Origin of the sequence: Paraburkholderia bryophila, assembly GCF_013409255.1 — a bacterium.
In the GTDB taxonomy this organism is placed as follows: domain Bacteria; phylum Pseudomonadota; class Gammaproteobacteria; order Burkholderiales; family Burkholderiaceae; genus Paraburkholderia.
On record NZ_JACCAS010000002.1, the window covers coordinates 2292946 to 2311173 of the forward strand.

An 18228-nucleotide genomic window follows, 5' to 3' on the forward strand; every position below is an offset into this window, starting at 1 on the left:
CTTGCCTAAACAAATGCCGGAAAAGCGCGCGCGACGCGTTTTGATGCATGAACTCGGCATTTTCTGCTGCGGGTGTTCAAAAGCGGCTTGGCGTGCCCGTTTTGCGTCCGGCGCCGTGTTCAATAACCTTGGGTCCGGTCGATCTGACCGAGCATCGGCAAGCCTTCGCGATGACGGCGCAGATTGTCGAGCACCACGTCGACGGCGGTGTCCGGTCGCGTCGCGCTGGCGATATGCGGCGTGATGCGCACGCGCGGATGCATCCACAGCGGATGACCTGCTGGCAGCGGTTCGGGATCGGTGACGTCGAGAATCGCGTTGTGCAACTGGCCGCTCTCCAGCGCGGCGAGCAAGTCGTGCTGATTCAGATGGGGTCCACGCCCCGTTTGAATCAGCGACGCGCCGCGCGGCAGCTTCGCGAACAATGCCGCGTCGAGCAGGCCGCGGGTCGCGGGCGTCAGCGGCAGCAGGCAGATCAGGATGTCGGTGCGAGCGAGAAACCTGTCTAGCGCGCCTTCGCCCGCATAACAGTCGACGCCCTCGATCTCGCGTGCCGAGCGGCTCCACCCTGCGCAGTCGAAGCCAAACAGCCGCAAGCGCTCCAGTACGGCCGTGCCGAGCACGCCGAGTCCGAGCACGCCGATGCGCCGCTGGCCGGCGGGCATAAGCGGCAACTCGCGCCACGCCTGCTGCTGTTGCTGCAAACCATAGTCGAACAGATCGCGATGAATCGTCAGCACGGCCTGCGTGACGTATTCAACCATGCCTTCGACGATCCCCGGTTCGATCATGCGCACCACCGGCACATGCGCCGGTACGCTCGACAGGTCGAACTGATCGATACCGGCGCCGACCGAGAACACGACTTCCAGATTCGGAAAGGTGCGGGTGGGATTGTCAGGCGGCTGCCAGGCGGCGAGATAACGGATCGCGGCCGGATCGCCGTGGTCGGGCCAGATATGAAAGGGCAGGTCCGGCGCTTTCTGCGCGAAGAGTTTCGCCCACTGGGCGCCGCGCGCCGGGTCGGCTTTGTAGAGAAAGGCCATGGTCGGTCAGAGGATTGCCTGGTTGATGATGCCGTATTGAAGGCAGGCGGCGTGTCCGGCGGTAGCAGTGCTTGCGGACGCAACGTCATTTGCCTGTGCGGGTTCGTTAGTGACGCCAGCCTCGGCCCGCACCATCTTCACCACCGTATCCACGCGCGGCAGCCCCAACTGTTCCAGCCATTCAGTCAGACCGCTGTCGCCCGGCGTGTCGATCCGCACGAACACGCCTTCATTCAGCGCGAGCCAGTGGCTGATCAGCGCCTTGGCGCGGCTCGCGTCGTCGGATGCGGGCGCAACCACCGGCCCGATCGCGAAGCCTCGCCCGAAGCGCCGAAACAGCGCGAAGCCAACCAGTTCGCCATCGCGGTCGAGCGCGATGCCGTCGGCGGCGCTCATCAACGCGGGTAGCACCTCGCCGCGATCCAGGCCGCTGGCCCGCGAAGCCAGTTCAACCAGCCGTGCCGTATCGCGGGAGCCGAGCGGGCGCAGCCGCTCGCCCGGCGGCAGGGACACCAGCGGCGGCTGGAACGCCGCGCCCTGATGTTGATCGAGCGTGCCGGCCGCGCGAAAGCCGAGCTTTTCATAGAGCGGCTGACCGGCGGGTGTCGCGTGTAGAAACGTGACGCGGCCGCCGAGTTCTTCGAGCACGCATTCCATCAGCTTTCTGCCGATGCCGTGCCCCTGCCGCGCCGGCGACACGATCACCATACCGAGCGACGCGCGATTCGCGCCGTACTTCCAGCACAGCGCGGTGCCGATCACGCCGCTCGCGTCTTCCGCGACGAAACCCACGCCCAGTTGCGCGACGAAGCGCCAGTCGTCCGCGCGATGCGGCCACTTGAGCTCGACGGTCAGCGCGTGCGCGGCGGCGATGTCGTCGAGGGTGAAGCGTCTATAGGTAATCGAATCGGTCTTCGAATCGGACACGCCGGACTCCCTGAATGGCTGAAGGCTTACGCCGTCACTGTGTCATCCGCTGCGCGGTGTGACTAGGACGATCTTTTTATCCGGGGCGCCGGAACGGGCCGCCGTGCAAATCGATGCAAAACGCCCAGTCTGGACCTGTATTACCAGCGCGTTCTGCTGTGCGGCGATTTTTGTCGGCGACATATGCCAGGCACGCGGCTCTACGATTTTGTCATGGCGGCGGCGTGGTGAAGGCCGGCCGCGCGGATCCTCCAGCCAGTCACACAGGACCTCTCTCATGCACAGCTTCAATCCGAACGACGTCGCGATTCGCAGTGGGCATTTCATCGGCGGCGAGTATGTGGATGGCAACGAGCACGACGGCGCGCGTCGCCTCGACGTGTTGCGTCCGTCGGACGGCGTGATCTACGCGTCCATTCCGCTCGCCGATCCCGCGATGGTGGACCGCGCGGTCGAGAATGCATGGCAGGCCTTCCGCCACAGCGGCTGGGCGCGCATGGCGCCGCGCGAGCGCGCAAAGATCCTGCGCCGTTTCGCCGACCTGGTCGAAGCCGACGCGCCCACGCTCGGCCGCCTCGAAGCGCTCGGCTCGACGCGTCCGATCGCTCAGGCGGTCGGCTGGGACGTGCCGTTCACCGCCGAGGGCATCCGCTTCTACGCGGAGTTCGCCGACAAGCTGGGCGGCGAAGTCGCGGCAACCGATCACGATCATCTGGGCATGATGATCGCCGAACCTTATGGCGTGATCGGCGCGATCGCGCCGTGGAATTTCCCGCTGGTGATGGCGTCGTGGAAGATCGCCCCCGCGCTGGCGGCGGGCAACGCGGTGGTGCTGAAACCGTCGGAGATGACGCCGTTCTCGGTGCTACGGCTGGCCGAACTGGCGGTCAAGGCGGGCGTGCCCGCCGGCATCTTCAACGTGATTCAGGGCGACGGCCGTGTGACCGGCGACGAACTCGTGCGTCATCCGAGGATCAGCAAGGTCACCTTCACGGGCTCCACGCGCACCGGCGCCGCGATCATGACAGCCTGTGCCCAAAGCGGCACCAAGCCGGTCACGCTCGAACTGGGCGGCAAGAGCCCGCAAGTCGTCTTCGCCGACGCCCCGCGTCTGGACGACGTGGCGCGCCGCATTGCCGGCTCGATCACGGGCAATGCCGGCCAGGTGTGCGTGACGGGCTCGCGGTTACTGGTTCAACGAGGCCTTGCCGATGAGCTGAGCGAGCGCATCGGCAAACTCTTCGCCGAACTGAAACCCGGCGCGACGTGGGCCGCGGATACGACGCTCTCGCCGATCATCTCCGCGCCGCAGGCGGCACGTATCGAGGCAATCGTCGGACGTACTCTCGAAGCGGGCGCGACGCTGCGTTATGGCGGTACGCGCGTCGACGGCGGCGCGCATGGCGCGTTCTACTCGCCGACCCTGCTCGCGGACGTCACGCCTCAGTCGGAGGCCGTGCGCGAGGAAATCTTCGGTCCGGTGCTGACGCTGCAAACCTTCGATACTGAAGAAGAAGCGCTCGCGCTCGCCCAGCATCCCGACTACGGGCTCGCGGCGGGCGTGCATACAGCCGACCTCGGCCGGGCGCTGCGCTTCGTGCGCGGCCTCGAAGCCGGCACGGTGTGGGTCAACCGTTACGGGCGCAGTTCCGATTTCATGATTCCGACGGGCGGCTACAAGCGCTCGGGCATCGGCAAGGATCTCGGCCGTCAGGCCTATGAGGCCAACCTGCGTTTCAAAAGCGTGCTGATCGATCTGCGACCTTGAGCGCGCGTTGGTCGGCTGATTGCGGCAAAAGCCTGTCTCACCGCGGTACGCCGACCGCAAACCCATAACCAGCAAGCCTTTCGGCCCGATCGCCGCATTCTGTGCTGTCTAGCGGCCCCAAAACGCATGGTTTGTGTCACCAGCAGCACCCGAATCAGGAACATCTATGTTTTTGCGCTGATTAAATCTTCTACAGCGCTGAGCTTTCCGCTGTTTTCGTCAATGAGCTCGCTGCGAGTTCACCACCTCGATAGGACTGCATCATCATGATCGAATTCGAACCGAAGTACATCACCTTCGACTGCTACGGCACGCTGACCAAATTCCGCATGGCCGACATGACGCGCGAAATGTTCGGCCACCTGCTGAGCGGCGACGACCTCGAAAAACTCGTCGCGTTCTACGCCGGTTATCGCCGCGACGAAGTGCTCGGCGCATGGAAGCCGTATCGCGACGTGGTGGTCAACGCGTTGCGCCGTGCCTGCCAGCGCATGAACGTCGATTTCAACGAAGTGGAAGCCGAGAAGATCTACACGGCCGTGCCGACCTGGGGCCCGCATCCCGACGTGCCGGAAGGCCTCGCGCGTCTGGCGAAGAAGTACAAGCTGGTGATTCTGTCGAACGCCTCGAACAACCAGATTCAAAGCAACGTCGACAAGCTCGGCGCGCCGTTCCATAAAGTCTTCACGGCAGAGCAGGCGCAATCGTACAAGCCGCGCATGCAAGGCTTCGAATACATGTTCGATCAACTGGACTGCAATCCGGAAGACGTGCTGCACGTGTCGTCGAGCCTGCGCTACGACCTGATGACCGCGCACGACATGGGCATCAAGCACAAGGTTTTCGTGAACCGCGGTCACGAACCGTCGACGCCGTACTACCAGTACTACGAGGTCGCCGGCATGCCGCAACTGGCCACGGAACTCGGTCTGTAAGCGCTGTTTGCCCGCGCTGAAGACAACACGCCGCCTCGCTCATTGCCCCTCTCAAGGACAGACCGGATGAAGCTCGATTCCTATTGGCTCGACACCGCACCGCCGCTGTTGTCGGCGTGTGAAGGCCCGGTCGACGGCCAGGCCGATGTGCTGGTGATCGGCGGCGGCTTCACTGGACTGTCGGCGGCACAGGCGCTGGGCAAGCGCGGCGCGGCGGTGACCGTGGTGGACGCGGGACGGATTGGCGGCGGCGCGTCCGGGCGTAACGGCGGGCAGGTCAATACCGGCGTTGCGCAGGACTTCGTCGCGCTGGTCGCGCAACTCGGGGTGGAGCGGGCCAGCGCGTGTTATCGCGCGTTTTCGGATGCGGTCGACACGGTCGAGCGGCTGATTCGCGAAGAAAACATCGACTGCAATTACGTCGCGACCGGCAAGCTGAAGCTGGCATCGAAACCGCACCATCTCGCGCATCTTGAGAAGACGGCGGAGCTGATTCGCCGCGAAGTCGATACGGATATCGAACTGATCGGCCGCGAACGGATTCGCAGCGAGGTCCAGTCGGACAGTTTTCATGGCGGCCTGTTGCAGCGGCACGGCGGCCAGATGCATATGGGCAAGTTCACCGTCGGTCTCGCCGATGCCGCCGTGCGGCGTGGCGCGAAGCTGTATGAGAACGCGGCGGTCAGCGCGATCGTGAAGGACGGCAGCGGCTATCGCGTCACCACCGCACGCGGCGAAGTGCGCGCGAAGCAGGTGCTGATTGCGACGGGGCCGTCACGGCATGGTCCGTTCGGCTGGTACCGGCGTCGTATCGCGCCGATCGGTTCGTTCATCGTCGTGACGGAGCCGTTGCCGCCCGCCTTGCTTCAGCAGGTGTTGCCGAAGCAGCGCGCGTACACCACCTCGCGGCTGATGCATAACTACTTCCGCGTGACGCCCGACTCGCGTCTGCTGTTCGGCGGCCGCGCGCGTTTCACGGCGTCCGAACAGCCGTCGGATGCGAAGAGCGGACGGATTCTGCGAGACGGTCTCGTCGCGATGTTTCCGCAACTGGCGAGCGCGCGCATCGACTATTGCTGGGGCGGTCTCGTCGACATGAGCGCCGACCGTCTGCCGCATGCCGGCCAGCATGACGGCGTCTATTTTTCGATGGGCTATAGCGGTCACGGTACGCAGATGTCGACTCATATGGGCCAGGTGATGGCCGACGTGATGGACGGCCACGAAGAACAGAACCCGTGGCGCGAGTCCGAATGGCCCGCGATTCCGGGCCACACCGGCAAGCCTTGGTTTCTGCCGCTGGTGGGCACGTACTACCGCATCAAAGATATTTTTTACTGAATTCCCGTCGTCGTATCAGGCAATCACAACCACACAGCCGCACCCACAACTCAACCTCGCTTACCCTCGCGGAGATGTTCGATGAATAAGGAAAACTCGCAACACGGCGTGCTTCAACTCGATACGAGTCTGGAGCGATTGACCGCCAGGGGGGCATCGCGGCGCGATGTGCTGCGCGCGATGGCCGCGGCCGGCATGATGTCCGTGACGGGCGCCGGCCTGTTGTCCGCGAGCGGCGCGGCCTTCGCGCAAGCGAAGCCGAAGCAGGGCGGCAAGATCCGGGTGGCGACGCAATCGGCCTCCGCCGCCGACACGCTCGATCCCGCGAAGGGTGCGCTCGGCACCGACTATGTTCGTGGCTTCATGTTCTACAACGGGCTGACCGAACTCGATTCGCACCTCGGCGCGAAGATGGCGCTGGCCACCTCGCTGGATACGAAAGACGCGATCGTGTGGGTCGTAAAGCTGCGCACGGGTGTGCAGTTCCATGACGGCAAGGCGCTCGCGCCGGCCGATGTCGTCTACTCGATCCTGCGTCATAAGGACCCGGCCACGGCTTCAAAAGCCAAGACGCTCGCCGACCAGATCAAGGACGTGAAGGCCACCGGCCCGAACGAAGTGACGATCACGCTGGAAGGCGCTAATGCCGACCTGCCGGTGATTCTCGCGACCTCGCATTTCCTGATCATCAAGGACGGCACCAAAGATTTCAAAACCGCGATCGGCACTGGCCCGTTCAAGGTCAAGGAGTTCTCGCCGGGCGTGCGAACGGTCGGCGCCAGGAACGAGAAGTACTGGAAACCCGGCATGCCGCATCTGGACGAAATCGAGCTGATCGGTATCGGCGACGAATCGGCGCGCGTGAATGCGCTGCTTTCAGGCGACGTGCAACTGATCAACTCGGTGAGCCCGCGTTCGACCGCGCAGATCAAGAGCGCCGGCGGCCACTCGGTGCTGGAAACAAAGACCGGCGAGTACACCGATCTGATCGTGCGCGACGAAAACGGCATTACCGGTAACGACGATTTTCGGCGGGGCATGATGTACCTGCAGAATCGCGATCAGATTCGTCAGGCGATTTTCCAGGGCTACGGCGCGATCGGCAACGATCAGCCGATCGATCCGACCAACAAGTACTACCTGGCCGGCTTGCCGCAGCGCGGCTTCGATCCGGACAAGGCGAAGTTCCACTTTCAGAAGGCGAAGGTAGGCAGCGCGCCGATCCAGATTTTCGCGTCGCCGGCCGCCGAGGGCTCGGTGGAAATGGCCATGCTGCTTCAGCAGGTTGCGCCGCAGGCGGGCCTGAATCTGCAGGTGACGCGCGTGCCGGCGGATGGCTACTGGTCGAACCACTGGATGAAGCATCCGCTCGGTTACGGCTCGGTCAATGCGCGTCCGAGCGCCGACGTGATCTTCACGCAGTTTTTCAAGTCCGACGCACCGTGGAACGAAGCGAACTGGAAGAGTCCGAAGTTCGATCAGATGCTGGTTGCCGCGCGCGGCGAACCCGACGACGCGAAGCGCAAGAAGATTTACGGCGACATGCAGGTGCTGGTGCATGACAACGGCGGCATCGGTATTCCGCTGTTTCAGAGTTCGATCGATGCGTACACGAACAAGCTCAAGGGCCTCGGTTCGATTCCGCTGGCCGGCTTGATGGGTTTCATGTTTGCGGAAAACGTCTGGCTCGAAAGCTGAGTGCGTTAGACGAGCGGTCAGTCCCGGCAATACGCACGCCGTACCCCACAGCGGCGTGCTGCTTCAATTGCATTGGAGGCGATTTCGATGAAATCTCATGCGCAACGTCTTATCGCCGCGCGCCTCGGCCTTGCGCTGCTCACGCTGCTGCTGGTCTCGGCGGTCGTATTCGCCGTCACCGGGTTGCTGCCGGGCGACGCGGCCCAGCAGGCGCTCGGCCAGGCGGCGACACCCGAAGCCGTCGCCGCCCTGCGGCATCAGTTCGGGCTCGATCAGCCCGCGCTGCAGCGCTACGTCGAGTGGCTGGTGCAGGTGGTGACCGGCAACTTCGGCATCTCGATGTCGAACAATCTGCCCGTCAGCCAACTGATCGCGACGCGCCTGCCGAACTCGCTGGTGCTCGCCGGTCTCACGGCGCTGGTCTCGGTGCCGCTCGCGCTGACGATCGGCATTGTGTCGGCCATGTTTCGCGGCTCGCTGCTCGACCGCACGCTCAACGTGCTGACGTTGTCGACGGTGGCGGTGCCGGAGTTCCTGATCGCGACCGTCGCGGTGCTGATCTTCGCCGTGAAGCTGCGCTGGCTGCCGGCGCTGTCGTATCTGTCGGAAGTGGATTCGTTCGGCGCATTGCTGCGTATCTACGCGATGCCGGTCATGACGCTGTGCTGCGTGCTGGTTGCGCAGATGGCGCGCATGACGCGCGCCGCGGTGCTCGATCAGCTCAATTCGTCGTACGTGGAAATGGCGGTGCTCAAGGGCGCCTCGCCGGTTCGGGTGGTGTGGCGGCACGTGTTGCCGAACACCGTCGGGCCGATTGCCAACGCGGTGGCGCTGAGCCTGTCGTATCTGTTCGGCGGCGTGGTGATCGTCGAGTCGATCTTCAACTATCCCGGTCTCGCGAGCCTGATGGTCGATGCGGTCACGAATCGCGACATGCCGCTCGTGCAGGGCTGCGTGATGGTGTTCTGCGCGGCGTATCTCGCCCTCGTGCTGATCGCCGATCTGTGCCAAATCGTCTCCAACCCGAGGCTACGTCGATGATGAGCCAACCTACCAATCCCCACCACGTTCCCCACGCCGGCACGGAGCTGTACGACGTGCAGCGCGACGAACTGGTCGCCGAGCCCGCGCCTGTCGAAACGGCCGCGTTGAAGCAGGGCGTGTTCAAACGGCTCGTGCAGCGTTTTTCCGTGCTCGGGCTGATCGGCCTGACGATGGTCGCGTTCTGGCTGCTGGTCGCGTTCGTCGGACCGCTGGTCGCGCCGTATAAAGGCGGCGCGCTGACGTCGACGGAAATATTCGGCCGGTATAGCGCGGCGTATCCGCTCGGCACCGACTATCTCGGCCGCGACATGCTGAGCCGGATTCTCTACGGTGCGCGTTATACGGTCGGCCTCGCGCTGGCCGCCGCCGTGCTGGCCAGCGTGATCGGCACGTTCTTCGGTTTGCTGGCCGCGGTGTCCGGCCGCTGGGTCGATGAAATTATCAGCCGTCTGTTCGACGCGCTGATTTCGATTCCGAGCAAGGTGCTCGCGCTGGTGGTGATCGCCGCGTTCGGTTCGTCGATCACGATGCTGACCACGGTCGCAGCATTGGCCTACATTCCCGGCGCGTTCCGCATTTCGCGCTCGCTCGCGGTGAACCTGATGGGCCTCGAATACGTGCAGGTGGCGCGGGCTCGCGGCGAAGGCATCTTCTATATCGCGCGGGTCGAGGTGCTGCCGAACATGATTCATCCGATGCTCGCGGATTTCGGCTTGCGCTTCGTGTTTATCGTGCTGCTGCTCAGCGGGCTCAGTTTTCTCGGGCTCGGCGTGCAGCCGCCGAATGCCGATTGGGGATCGCTGGTGCGCGAGAACATCGGCGGCTTGTCGGAGGGTGCGCCCGCCGTGTTGATGCCCGCCGTCGCGATTGCGACGCTGACGATCGGGATGAATCTGCTGATCGACAATTTGCGGCGTCGCGGCCGTAGTCATGGAGGTGCGTGATGGCCGAGCGGGACATGATTGAAGTAAGAGGCCTGCGCGTCGTCGCCGGTGCGGCGCCGGGGGCGGTGACGGAGATCGTCAAGGGCGTCGATTTTTCGGTGAAGCAGGGCGAGGTGCTGGCGCTGATCGGCGAGTCGGGCTCGGGCAAGACGACCATTGCGCTGGCGCTGCTCGGCTATGCGCGAGCCGGATGCTCGATCAGCGGCGGCTCGGTGTGTATCGGCGGACTCGACGTGTTGTCGCTCGACGCGAAAGGACGCCGCGCATTGCGCGCGCGCACCGTGGCGTATGTCGCGCAGAGCGCGGCGGCCGGTTTCAACCCGGCGCGCACGATCATGGATCAGGTCACTGAGCCGGCACTGCTGCATCGGTTGATGACGAAAGAGGCGGCGTGTGTCAAAGCGATCGACCTGTTCCGTGCGCTGGCGTTGCCCGCGCCGGAGACGATCGGCGAGCGTTATCCGCACCAGGTGTCGGGTGGGCAGTTGCAGCGCTTGATGGCCGCCATGGCGCTAATCACCGATCCGGCCGTGGTGGTGTTCGACGAACCGACTACCGCGCTGGACGTGACCACGCAGATCGAAGTGCTCGCGGCCTTCAAGAAGGTGGTGCGTGAGTTGGGCACGACGGCCGTGTATGTGTCGCACGATCTGGCGGTGGTCGCGCAGATGGCGGATCGCATCGTCGTGCTGAACGGCGGCGCGGTGAAGGAAAACGGCGCGGTCGCGCAAGTGCTCGACGCGCCCGTGGATGCGTACACGCGTCAACTGCTGGCCGCGACACGCCGCCCGGAACTCGAACTGGAAGCGCCGCTCGACCTCGGCAAACATGTGCCGCCGTTGCTGGAGATTCGCGGGCTGTCGGCGGGTTATGGCCGCATCGACCGGTTCGGATCGCCCGCCGTGCGCGTGCTCGACGATGTCAGCCTGTCGATTCCGCGCGGCAGTACGCTCGGCGTGATCGGCGAGTCAGGCTCTGGCAAAACGACGCTGGCGCGTGTGGTGGCCGGGTTAGTGGACCGTGCGAGCGGCGAGGTGCTGTTCAACGGCAAGCCGTTGCCCGCGCAACTGTCGCGCCGCACGCCGGAGCAGTACCGGCAGATTCAGATCGTGTTCCAGAACGCCGACACGGCGCTGAACCCGAGTCATTCGATCGCCGATATTCTCGGCCGGCCGCTCGCGTTTTATCACCACCTGCGCGGCTCGGACGCGAAGAAGCGGATGCTGGCGCTGCTCGATCTGGTGAAGCTGCCGGCTTCGATCGCCACGCGCACGCCGGCCGGTTTGTCCGGCGGTCAGAAGCAGCGCGTGAATCTGGCGCGCGCGCTCGCCGCCGATCCCGCGTTGATTCTGTGCGACGAAGTGACCTCCGCGCTCGACACGGTGGTCGGTGCGGCGATCCTCGATCTGCTGGCTGAATTGCGGCGCGAGCTGGGCGTGTCGTACATGTTTATCAGCCACGATATTTCGACAGTGCGCGCGATCTGCGACGAAGTGATCGTGCTGTATGCCGGGCATCGCGTGGAAGCGGGGCAGCGCGACATGCTCGCGGCGCCGCCGTATCACCCGTACACGGGCCTGCTGGTCGATTCGGTGCCGGTGTTGAAGCCGGGTTGGCTCGACGCGCGTCGTGGGATCGTCGCCAGCGCTTTACCGGCAATGGGCGAGAGCGCCGATATCGCCGAGCTGTGTGCGTTCCGCGCGCGTTGTCCGGTGCGGATCGACGGCATGTGCAACATGACGCCGCCGTCCATGAAGAAGCTGCCTTCCGGCGCGGAGATTCTTTGCCACCATCCCGCCGCGGAACTGAACCGCTTGCAAACCCTGGAGACGATCCCGGCATGAACGGACGATTTGTACGGCTAGCGGAAACGGGCCGCCGGACCTTCGCCATCACGGTGGACGGCGTGGCGCGCGAAGCCGCCGAGGGTGACACGCTGATGGTCGCGCTGCTGACCGGCGCGACCACCTTGCGCGATTCCGAATTCGGCGACGGACGTCGCGCCGGTTTCTGTCTGATGGGCGCGTGCCAGGATTGTTGGGTGTGGACCGCGCAAGGCGAGCGCGTGCGCGCGTGCAGCACGCCCGCCGCGCCCGGCATGTCGATCGTCACGAAGCTGGCGGAAGCCGGGGAGGGTGTATGGCCGCGCGGATAGTGGTGATAGGCAGCGGGCCGGCGGGCGTGCGTGCCGCGCAGGCGCTGGTCGAAGCGGGGCTGCGGCCGACCGTGATCGATGAAGGACGGCGCGACGGCGGGCAGATTTATCGGCGGCAACCGGAAGGGTTTTCGCGCAGCTACGAGACGTTGTACGGCACCGAGGCCGAGCGTGCCGCCTCGCTGCATCAGAGTTTCGATGCGTTGAAGAGCAAGCTCGACTATCTGCCGGACACGCTGGTGTGGAATATCTCGCCGAATACCTTGCATCTGGTGAGCGGCACGCGCTACCGGACGTTGCCGTTCGACGCGCTGATCGTTTGCAGCGGCGCGACCGATCGGCTGATGCCGGTGAAGGGTTGGCATCAGGCGGGCACGTATAGCCTCGGCGGCGCGCAGGTTGCGTTGAAATCGCAGGGCTGCGCGATCGGTTCGCGTGTCGTGATGATGGGCAGCGGGCCGTTGCTGTATCTCGTGGCCGCGCAGTACGTGAAGGCGGGCGCGCAGGTGGAGGCGGTGCTCGATACGTCGACGTTCATGCAGCGCGTGGCTGCATTGCCGAAGTTGCTGGCGATTCCCGCTGCGTTGAAAAAAGGCATTGCGTTGACGCGTGTGCTCGCCCATGCACGCGTGCCGGTTCATCGCGGCGTGCAGCCGGTCGAGATCAAAGGCTCGCCGCAACACGGCGTGAGCGGTGTGGAAGTCGCGCTGCCCGGCGGCGCGCACCTCGAGTTCGCGTGCGATGCCGTCGCGCTCGGTTATCACTTGCGTCCCGAGACGCAACTCGCGGATCTCGCGGGCTGCCGCTTCATATTCGACGACGCCGCGCAACAGTGGCTTCCGCATATCGATGCCGACGGCCGCAGCAGCATCAAAGGCATCTATCTGGCTGGCGATGGCGCAAGAGTGCGCGGCGCCGATGCGGCCGAACGCTCGGGCCGCCTGGCTGCGCTGGCGGCGTTGCAGGATTTCGGCACGCCGGTCGAGGGTGTGGAGCGCTTGCGCGCCGAACTCGCGGGCTTCACGCGCTTCGCTGCGGGGTTGAGAGAAGCGTTTCCGTGGCCCGCGAAGTTCGCCGCTTCGTTGCCGGACGAAACGATCGTCTGCCGTTGCGAAGCGATCACGGCGGGCGAATTGCGCCGCGTCGTGCACGCGAGCGGCGCGCAGGAAGCCAATCGCGCGAAGGCGTTTTCGCGGGTCGGCATGGGTCGTTGCCAGGGGCGTTATTGCGGCCACGCGGGCGCCGAAATTATCGCGGCGGCGGCCTGCGTGCCGTTGTCTTCCGTGGGACGGTTGCGCGGCCAGGCGCCGGTCAAACCGCTGCCCGTGGCGTTGGTCGAAGAGGTGAGCGAATGAGCGCGACTTCCTCTGTTAAGGGCGGCGAGGCCGACGTCATCGTGATCGGCGGCGGCATCGTGGGGACCACGACGGCGTTCTTTCTGCGCCAGCGCAACCGTTCGGTGATTCTGCTCGAACGCGGTCTCACGGGACAGCAGGCGAGCGGTGTGAACTTCGGCGGAATTCGCCGGCAAGGCCGCTCGTTGCCGCAACTGGCTATGTCGAACCGCGCGCTGCGTACGTGGCAGCGGTCGGCGGAACTGCTCGGTGAAGACGTCGAGTTTCTGCCGGTAGGCCATACGCGGGTCTGCTATCACCAGAAAGACGTTGAGAATTTCGATCAGTACGCGATCGATGCACGCGCCCATGGTCTCGACCTCGAAGTGCTGCACGGCGAGGCCCTGTTCAAGCGTTATCCGTTTCTCGGCCGCGAAGTGCTGGCGGCCTCGATTTCGCCGCTCGACGGTCACGCGAATCCGCGACTCGCGACGCCCGCATTCGGCCGCGCGGCGGCGCGACTCGGCGCGCAGATCGTCGAGAACACGGAGATTGTTCGCGTCGAGAAAGACGGGGGACGGTTTCGCGTGGAGAGCGCGCGCGGCGACGTGTATTGGGCGGCGCAACTCGTGATTTGCGCGGGTGCATGGGCCACCCGTCTCACGGAGCAATTCGGCGAAACGGTGCCGCTCATTGCGAGCGGCCCGCAAATGTGCGTGACCGAGCCGGTGCCGTATGTGTTCAAGTCGTCGATCGGCGTGTTCACGTCGATCAAGGAGGAGAGCATTTACTTCCGGCAGATTCCGCGCGGCAACATCATCGTGGGCGGCGGGCCGCCTGGGCCTGCGGATGCCGTAACGAGCCGCGCGTCGGTGCTGCCGGCCAACACCGTGCGTCAGCTCGCGCAAATGCGCCGGATCGTGCCCGCGCTCGCGCCGCTGCATATCATCCGCGTGTGGAGCGGCGTGGAAAGCTATCTGCCCGACAGCGAGCCGGTGATCGGTCCGAGCAGCAAGGTCGATGGCTTGTTTTACGCGTTCGGTTTTTGCGGTTCGGGTTTCCAGATCGGTCCGGGTGTGGGTGAGACGATGGCGGAGCTTGTTGGAACGGGTAGCACGGAGATTCCGCTCGACGTGTTCTCGATTCAGCGATTCGCTACCCGACAGGCGGCGGTCCATTCAAGCACGGTGATGTCATGAGGCAGTCGCTTGGGCTTAACGCCGCGCGAGCGTTTATCGAAGCGCACTTCGACGAACCGGTGACGCTCGCGCAGCTCGCGGCGCTGTCCGCGTTGAGCGTGTCGCGCTTCGCGACGGTGTTCCGGCAGGAATACGGGTCGTCGCCGTACCGGTATCTGTGCGGTTTACGGATTCAGCGCGCGCAGACGTTGTTGCTTGAAGGCGTGCCGGGTTCGGTGGTGGCGACCGAGGTCGGCTTTTTCGATCAAAGCCATTTCGGCCGGCATTTCAAGCGATGCTGCGGGATGACGCCGAGCATGTTTATCGAGCGCGCAGGGGAGAGCGCGGCGAAGTGTGCCGGCGGCCGTGCTGTGACCGTTACTGCGCCGCGTTCAGCTTCCGCCATAACGTCGTCTTGCTGATGCCGAGCGCGGCGCACACCGCGTCGCGGTCGCCGCCGTGCGTGACGAGCGCCGCGCGGATCTCATCGGCTTCCACGTGACGGCTGCGTTCGCGTAGCGTGAGCGCCGATTTTTTCGCGCGCGGTTGAGGTTCGAGTGTGATTTCGGGCGCGACGGTGCGCAGTATTTCGCGGGAGAGGGCGGCGCCGCTTGTGCCGTTTTGAATCGCGTCTGTGCCTGTCTCCGTGTCGGCATCGGCGAGTTCCACCGCGAGCCGCTCGATCACGTTCTGCAATTCACGCACGTTGCCTGGCCACGGGTAGTGCCGCAATGCGTCGCCGAGCCCTTCCAGAACCCGTTCCGCCGCCGCTGCATCCGGCAGACGCGCCGCGAGCCTCGGTTCACGTGCGGCGGCCTGCAAGAGCAACTCGACAGCAAGCGGCAGCAGGTCGGAGGGACGCTCCCGCAGCGGTGGCAGCGCGATGCTCAGAATGTTCAGACGGTAGTAGAGGTCCGCACGAAAACGCCCTGCTGCGATGCCCTCCGTCAACGCACGATGCGTGGCCGCGACCACACGGATATCGACCCGCGTCGGCTCCGTCGAACCCAGCCGCACCACCTCACGCTCCTGCAGCACGCGCAACAATCGGCTCTGCAACGACAACGGCATTTCGCCGATCTCGTCGAGAAACAGCGTGCCACGGTGCGCCACCTCGATCAGCCCCGCCTTGCCGCCTTTGCGCGCCCCGGTGAACGCACCTTCCTCATAGCCGAACAATTCGCTTTCCAGCAACGCCTCGGGAAACGCGCCGCAATTGATCGCGACGAACGCGAAATCGCGCCGCGCGCTCAACTGATGCATGCTCTGCGCGACCATTTCCTTACCCGTGCCGCTTTCGCCGAGAATCAGAACGGTGGCGTCGGAGCGCGCGTAACGCCGGACCAGCGTGCGTACCCGTTCGATCGAGTCGGACGCGCCGACGATATCGTCGAGCCGGTAACGCGCGCTGAACTGCTGCACGCGCTGCCGCGAGCGCAACGTGCGGTCGAGCCGTTCGACCGCACGCGATTCCTGAAACGTCAGCACCGTGCCGGCCGCCGCGCCGCTGCTCGCCAGCGGCCCGCGATGCACGACGTAACTCGCGCCGCGCACAGTGCAGAACGCGTCGCCGTCCGCCTCCGGCAGACTGCCGGCGAGATCCGGCGCGAGTTCGAGCAACACGCGGCCTACCGCGCGCGCCGCGTCGATGCCGAGCAGGCTGGCGAGGCGCTGATTCATTGCTTCGACTTGTCCTTGCGCGTCGAGCGCGACCACGCCATCGCGCAGATGTTGCAGCAGATTGTCGAGCCGTTGACGACGCACCGTTTCGCGGCGGGTGGCTTGCGCGACTTCGAGCGCCGTGTCGAAGGCGGCGCGTATCGACGCGCGTGAATAGAGAAATACCGCGCCCATGCCGGCGTTCGCCGCCAGATCGGTGGCGAGGCCGGGACCGACCAGCATGTCGATGCCGCGATCGCGCAGATCGAGCACGACGCTTTCCGCGTCCTGCGCGGATTGATACGACGCTAAGGTGACGTCGAGTGCGAAGGCGGCGACGAAGCGCCGTACTTCATCCGGCGTATTGCCGTGCGTGACGAGGGCCACATTCGCGCCGTCGCGCCGCGCGCGGGCGAGCGCATGCATCACGTCGAAACCGGTCGGGCTGATCTGCACGACCGGAACGGACACGCGAGTTTTCAGATACGCGCCGTTGGAGCCGCCCGCGATCACGACATCGGGACGGCTCGCGCCTGCGGCTTCGATCTCGCGCACGGCGTCTTCGAAACCGTGCGACACGATGCGCAAATCCGCGCGTTCCACGTATTCACCGGCGATGTCGAAAAACAGATCGCGCAGGCGGCTAATGCTGAGCGCCCAGATACGAGGGCGCTGGCCGGGTTCGAAAAGCGGTGTGCTCAAGATGGGGTGCTCGACATGGCGGGCTCGCGGCGGGCGTAGGAGGTCCGGCTATTATGCGCCTCTCGATTTCCAATTTGAAATTTTCATTTCAATTATGAAATCGTTTGTGGACGGTGCCGGGCAGCGGTCTTTTGTTAAATCAGTCACTTAGCTCGGCCAGCCACGCCTGGCCCGTTCTTTGCGTTTCAGGCTGCAGTCAAAAGTACCCCCAATGCATCTGGAGACAAACCCATGAGCGAAGCAGACAACAGCACGCCGGCCGCAGGCGCATTCAAACCGAAGAAGTCCGTGGCGCTGTCGGGCGTGACGGCGGGCAATACGGCGCTGTGCACGGTCGGCAAGACCGGCAACGACCTGCATTACCGTGGCTACGACATTCTCGACATCGCCAGCGCGTGCGAATTCGAAGAGATCGCGTATCTGCTGGTCCACGAAAAGCTGCCGACCCAGGCCGAGCTGGCCGCATACAAGACCAAGCTCAAAGGCATGCGCGGCCTGCCCGCGAACGTGAAAGCCGCGCTTGAATGGATTCCGGCCGCCGCCCACCCGATGGACGTGATGCGCACCGGCGTCTCGGTGCTCGGCACCGTGCTGCCGGAGAAGGACGACCACAACCTGCCGGGCGCACGCGACATCGCCGATAAGCTGATGGCCTCGCTCGGTTCGATGCTGCTCTACTGGTATCACTACTCGCACAACGGCAAACGCATCGAAGTGGAAACCGACGACGATTCGATCGGCGGCCATTTCCTGCATCTGCTGCATGGCGTGGAGCCGTCGAAGTCGTGGGTCGACGCCATGCATGTGTCGCTGAACCTGTACGCCGAGCACGAATTCAACGCATCGACCTTTACCGGCCGCGTGATCGCGGGCACGGGCTCGGACATCTACTCGGCGATCACCGGCGCGATCGGCGCGCTGCGCGGCCCGAAACACGGCGGCGCCAATGAGGTCGCGTTCGAAATCCAATCGCGCTATCAGACGCCGGACGAAGCCGAAGCGGACATCCGCCGTCGCGTGGAAAACAAGGAAGTGGTGATCGGTTTCGGTCACCCGGTGTACACGATTTCGGACCCGCGCAACAAGGTCATCAAGGAAATCGCGAAGAAGCTCTCGAAAGAAGCGGGTAACAACAAGCTGTTCAGCATCGCCGAGCGTCTCGAATCGGTCATGTGGGAAGCGAAGAAGATGTTCCCGAATCTCGACTGGTTCAGCGCGGTCTCGTATCACATGATGGGCGTGCCGACGGCGATGTTCACGCCGCTGTTCGTGATTGCCCGTACGGCCGGCTGGAGCGCGCACATCATCGAGCAACGGATCGACAACAAGATCATCCGCCCGAGCGCGAACTACACGGGTCCGGACGATCTGCCGTTCGTGCCGCTCGCGAAGCGCGTGTAACACCGTCTGCGTTTTCTCCTCCATTGCGTCTCTAGAGCGCGATGCAATGAAGTTAGGCCTTGGCTCGCTGGAACCCCGAGCCAAGGTCATTTTTTG

At 64.6% G+C, this 18228-nt stretch carries 15 protein-coding genes; 12 read left to right on the plus strand and 3 right to left on the minus strand.

Annotated elements, in window-relative coordinates; translation table 11 throughout:
• Positions 1–119: 119 nt before the first annotated feature.
• Both GGD40_RS31215 and GGD40_RS31220 read right to left on the minus strand, forming a co-directional pair.
• On the minus strand, positions 120–1046 hold the full coding sequence (locus GGD40_RS31215; RefSeq protein ID WP_179746232.1) for a 2-hydroxyacid dehydrogenase: 927 nt from the start codon (positions 1044–1046) through the stop codon (positions 120–122).
• Between the two features lie 6 nt (positions 1047–1052).
• Positions 1053–1973 (minus strand): GNAT family N-acetyltransferase, encoded by a 921-nt coding sequence (locus GGD40_RS31220; protein ID WP_373565380.1) that lies wholly within the window; start codon positions 1971–1973, stop codon positions 1053–1055.
• A 277-nt stretch (positions 1974–2250) separates the two neighbouring features.
• Between GGD40_RS31220 and GGD40_RS31225 the strand changes: the two genes are divergently transcribed.
• The 11 genes from GGD40_RS31225 (at position 2251) to GGD40_RS31275 (ending at position 14792) form a co-directional block, all read left to right on the plus strand.
• Positions 2251–3741 (plus strand): aldehyde dehydrogenase family protein, encoded by a 1491-nt coding sequence (locus tag GGD40_RS31225; protein ID WP_179746233.1) that lies wholly within the window; start codon positions 2251–2253, stop codon positions 3739–3741.
• Between the two features lie 266 nt (positions 3742–4007).
• Positions 4008–4676, plus strand: a complete 669-nt coding sequence (locus tag GGD40_RS31230; RefSeq protein WP_179710387.1) for a haloacid dehalogenase type II — start codon at positions 4008–4010, stop codon at positions 4674–4676.
• Positions 4677–4742: 66 nt separating this feature from the next.
• Positions 4743–6017, plus strand: a complete 1275-nt coding sequence (locus tag GGD40_RS31235) for an NAD(P)/FAD-dependent oxidoreductase (RefSeq protein ID WP_179746234.1) — start codon at positions 4743–4745, stop codon at positions 6015–6017.
• Positions 6018–6098: 81 nt separating this feature from the next.
• Positions 6099–7715 (plus strand): ABC transporter substrate-binding protein, encoded by a 1617-nt coding sequence (locus tag GGD40_RS31240; protein WP_179710385.1) that lies wholly within the window; start codon positions 6099–6101, stop codon positions 7713–7715.
• Between the two features lie 87 nt (positions 7716–7802).
• Entirely contained in the window at positions 7803–8756 is a 954-nt protein-coding gene (locus GGD40_RS31245) for an ABC transporter permease (RefSeq protein ID WP_179746235.1), read from the plus strand.
• Positions 8753–9703: an ABC transporter permease gene (locus GGD40_RS31250; RefSeq protein WP_156126690.1), complete on the plus strand. Its 951-nt coding sequence runs from the start codon at positions 8753–8755 to the stop codon at positions 9701–9703. The genes GGD40_RS31245 and GGD40_RS31250 overlap by 4 nt, the downstream gene beginning before the upstream one ends.
• The gene (locus GGD40_RS31255) at positions 9703–11547 is read left to right on the plus strand and encodes an ABC transporter ATP-binding protein (protein WP_179746236.1); all 1845 of its coding nucleotides are present in this window, start codon (positions 9703–9705) and stop codon (positions 11545–11547) included. The genes GGD40_RS31250 and GGD40_RS31255 overlap by 1 nt, the downstream gene beginning before the upstream one ends.
• Entirely contained in the window at positions 11544–11858 is a 315-nt protein-coding gene (locus GGD40_RS31260; protein WP_035555362.1) for a (2Fe-2S)-binding protein, read from the plus strand. The genes GGD40_RS31255 and GGD40_RS31260 overlap by 4 nt, the downstream gene beginning before the upstream one ends.
• Entirely contained in the window at positions 11843–13213 is a 1371-nt protein-coding gene (locus tag GGD40_RS31265) for an FAD/NAD(P)-dependent oxidoreductase (protein WP_179746237.1), read from the plus strand. The genes GGD40_RS31260 and GGD40_RS31265 overlap by 16 nt, the downstream gene beginning before the upstream one ends.
• Positions 13210–14391: an NAD(P)/FAD-dependent oxidoreductase gene (locus tag GGD40_RS31270; RefSeq protein WP_179746238.1), complete on the plus strand. Its 1182-nt coding sequence runs from the start codon at positions 13210–13212 to the stop codon at positions 14389–14391. Before GGD40_RS31265 ends, GGD40_RS31270 begins: the two co-directional genes overlap by 4 nt.
• On the plus strand, positions 14388–14792 hold the full coding sequence (locus GGD40_RS31275; RefSeq protein ID WP_179746239.1) for a helix-turn-helix domain-containing protein: 405 nt from the start codon (positions 14388–14390) through the stop codon (positions 14790–14792). Before GGD40_RS31270 ends, GGD40_RS31275 begins: the two co-directional genes overlap by 4 nt.
• On the opposite strand, the gene prpR is transcribed toward GGD40_RS31275, so the two are convergent.
• A complete protein-coding gene (gene prpR / locus GGD40_RS31280; protein ID WP_179746240.1) occupies positions 14749–16731 on the minus strand; it encodes a propionate catabolism operon regulatory protein PrpR in 1983 nt (660 codons plus the stop codon). The two genes, GGD40_RS31275 and prpR, sit on opposite strands and share 44 nt — an antisense overlap.
• Before the next feature lie 231 nt (positions 16732–16962).
• Here prpR and prpC point away from each other — a divergent pair, with 231 nt between their 5' ends.
• Positions 16963–18132 (plus strand): bifunctional 2-methylcitrate synthase/citrate synthase, encoded by a 1170-nt coding sequence (gene prpC / locus GGD40_RS31285; RefSeq protein WP_179746241.1) that lies wholly within the window; start codon positions 16963–16965, stop codon positions 18130–18132.
• The last annotated feature ends 96 nt before the right edge of the window (positions 18133–18228 follow it).

What these genes read in the sequence shown, in the direction of transcription:
- GGD40_RS31215 (WP_179746232.1), bottom strand. Translation starts at nt 1,046, where the DNA reads ATGGCCTTTCTCTACAAAGCCGACCCGGCGCGCGGCGCCCAGTGGGCG.
- GGD40_RS31225 (WP_179746233.1), top strand. Translation starts at nt 2,251, where the DNA reads ATGCACAGCTTCAATCCGAACGACGTCGCGATTCGCAGTGGGCATTTC.
- GGD40_RS31230 (WP_179710387.1), top strand. Translation starts at nt 4,008, where the DNA reads ATGATCGAATTCGAACCGAAGTACATCACCTTCGACTGCTACGGCACG.
- GGD40_RS31235 (WP_179746234.1), top strand. Translation starts at nt 4,743, where the DNA reads ATGAAGCTCGATTCCTATTGGCTCGACACCGCACCGCCGCTGTTGTCG.
- GGD40_RS31240 (WP_179710385.1), top strand. Translation starts at nt 6,099, where the DNA reads ATGAATAAGGAAAACTCGCAACACGGCGTGCTTCAACTCGATACGAGT.
- GGD40_RS31245 (WP_179746235.1), top strand. Translation starts at nt 7,803, where the DNA reads ATGAAATCTCATGCGCAACGTCTTATCGCCGCGCGCCTCGGCCTTGCG.
- GGD40_RS31250 (WP_156126690.1), top strand. Translation starts at nt 8,753, where the DNA reads ATGATGAGCCAACCTACCAATCCCCACCACGTTCCCCACGCCGGCACG.
- GGD40_RS31255 (WP_179746236.1), top strand. Translation starts at nt 9,703, where the DNA reads ATGGCCGAGCGGGACATGATTGAAGTAAGAGGCCTGCGCGTCGTCGCC.
- GGD40_RS31260 (WP_035555362.1), top strand. Translation starts at nt 11,544, where the DNA reads ATGAACGGACGATTTGTACGGCTAGCGGAAACGGGCCGCCGGACCTTC.
- GGD40_RS31265 (WP_179746237.1), top strand. Translation starts at nt 11,843, where the DNA reads ATGGCCGCGCGGATAGTGGTGATAGGCAGCGGGCCGGCGGGCGTGCGT.
- GGD40_RS31270 (WP_179746238.1), top strand. Translation starts at nt 13,210, where the DNA reads ATGAGCGCGACTTCCTCTGTTAAGGGCGGCGAGGCCGACGTCATCGTG.
- GGD40_RS31275 (WP_179746239.1), top strand. Translation starts at nt 14,388, where the DNA reads ATGAGGCAGTCGCTTGGGCTTAACGCCGCGCGAGCGTTTATCGAAGCG.
- prpC (WP_179746241.1), top strand. Translation starts at nt 16,963, where the DNA reads ATGAGCGAAGCAGACAACAGCACGCCGGCCGCAGGCGCATTCAAACCG.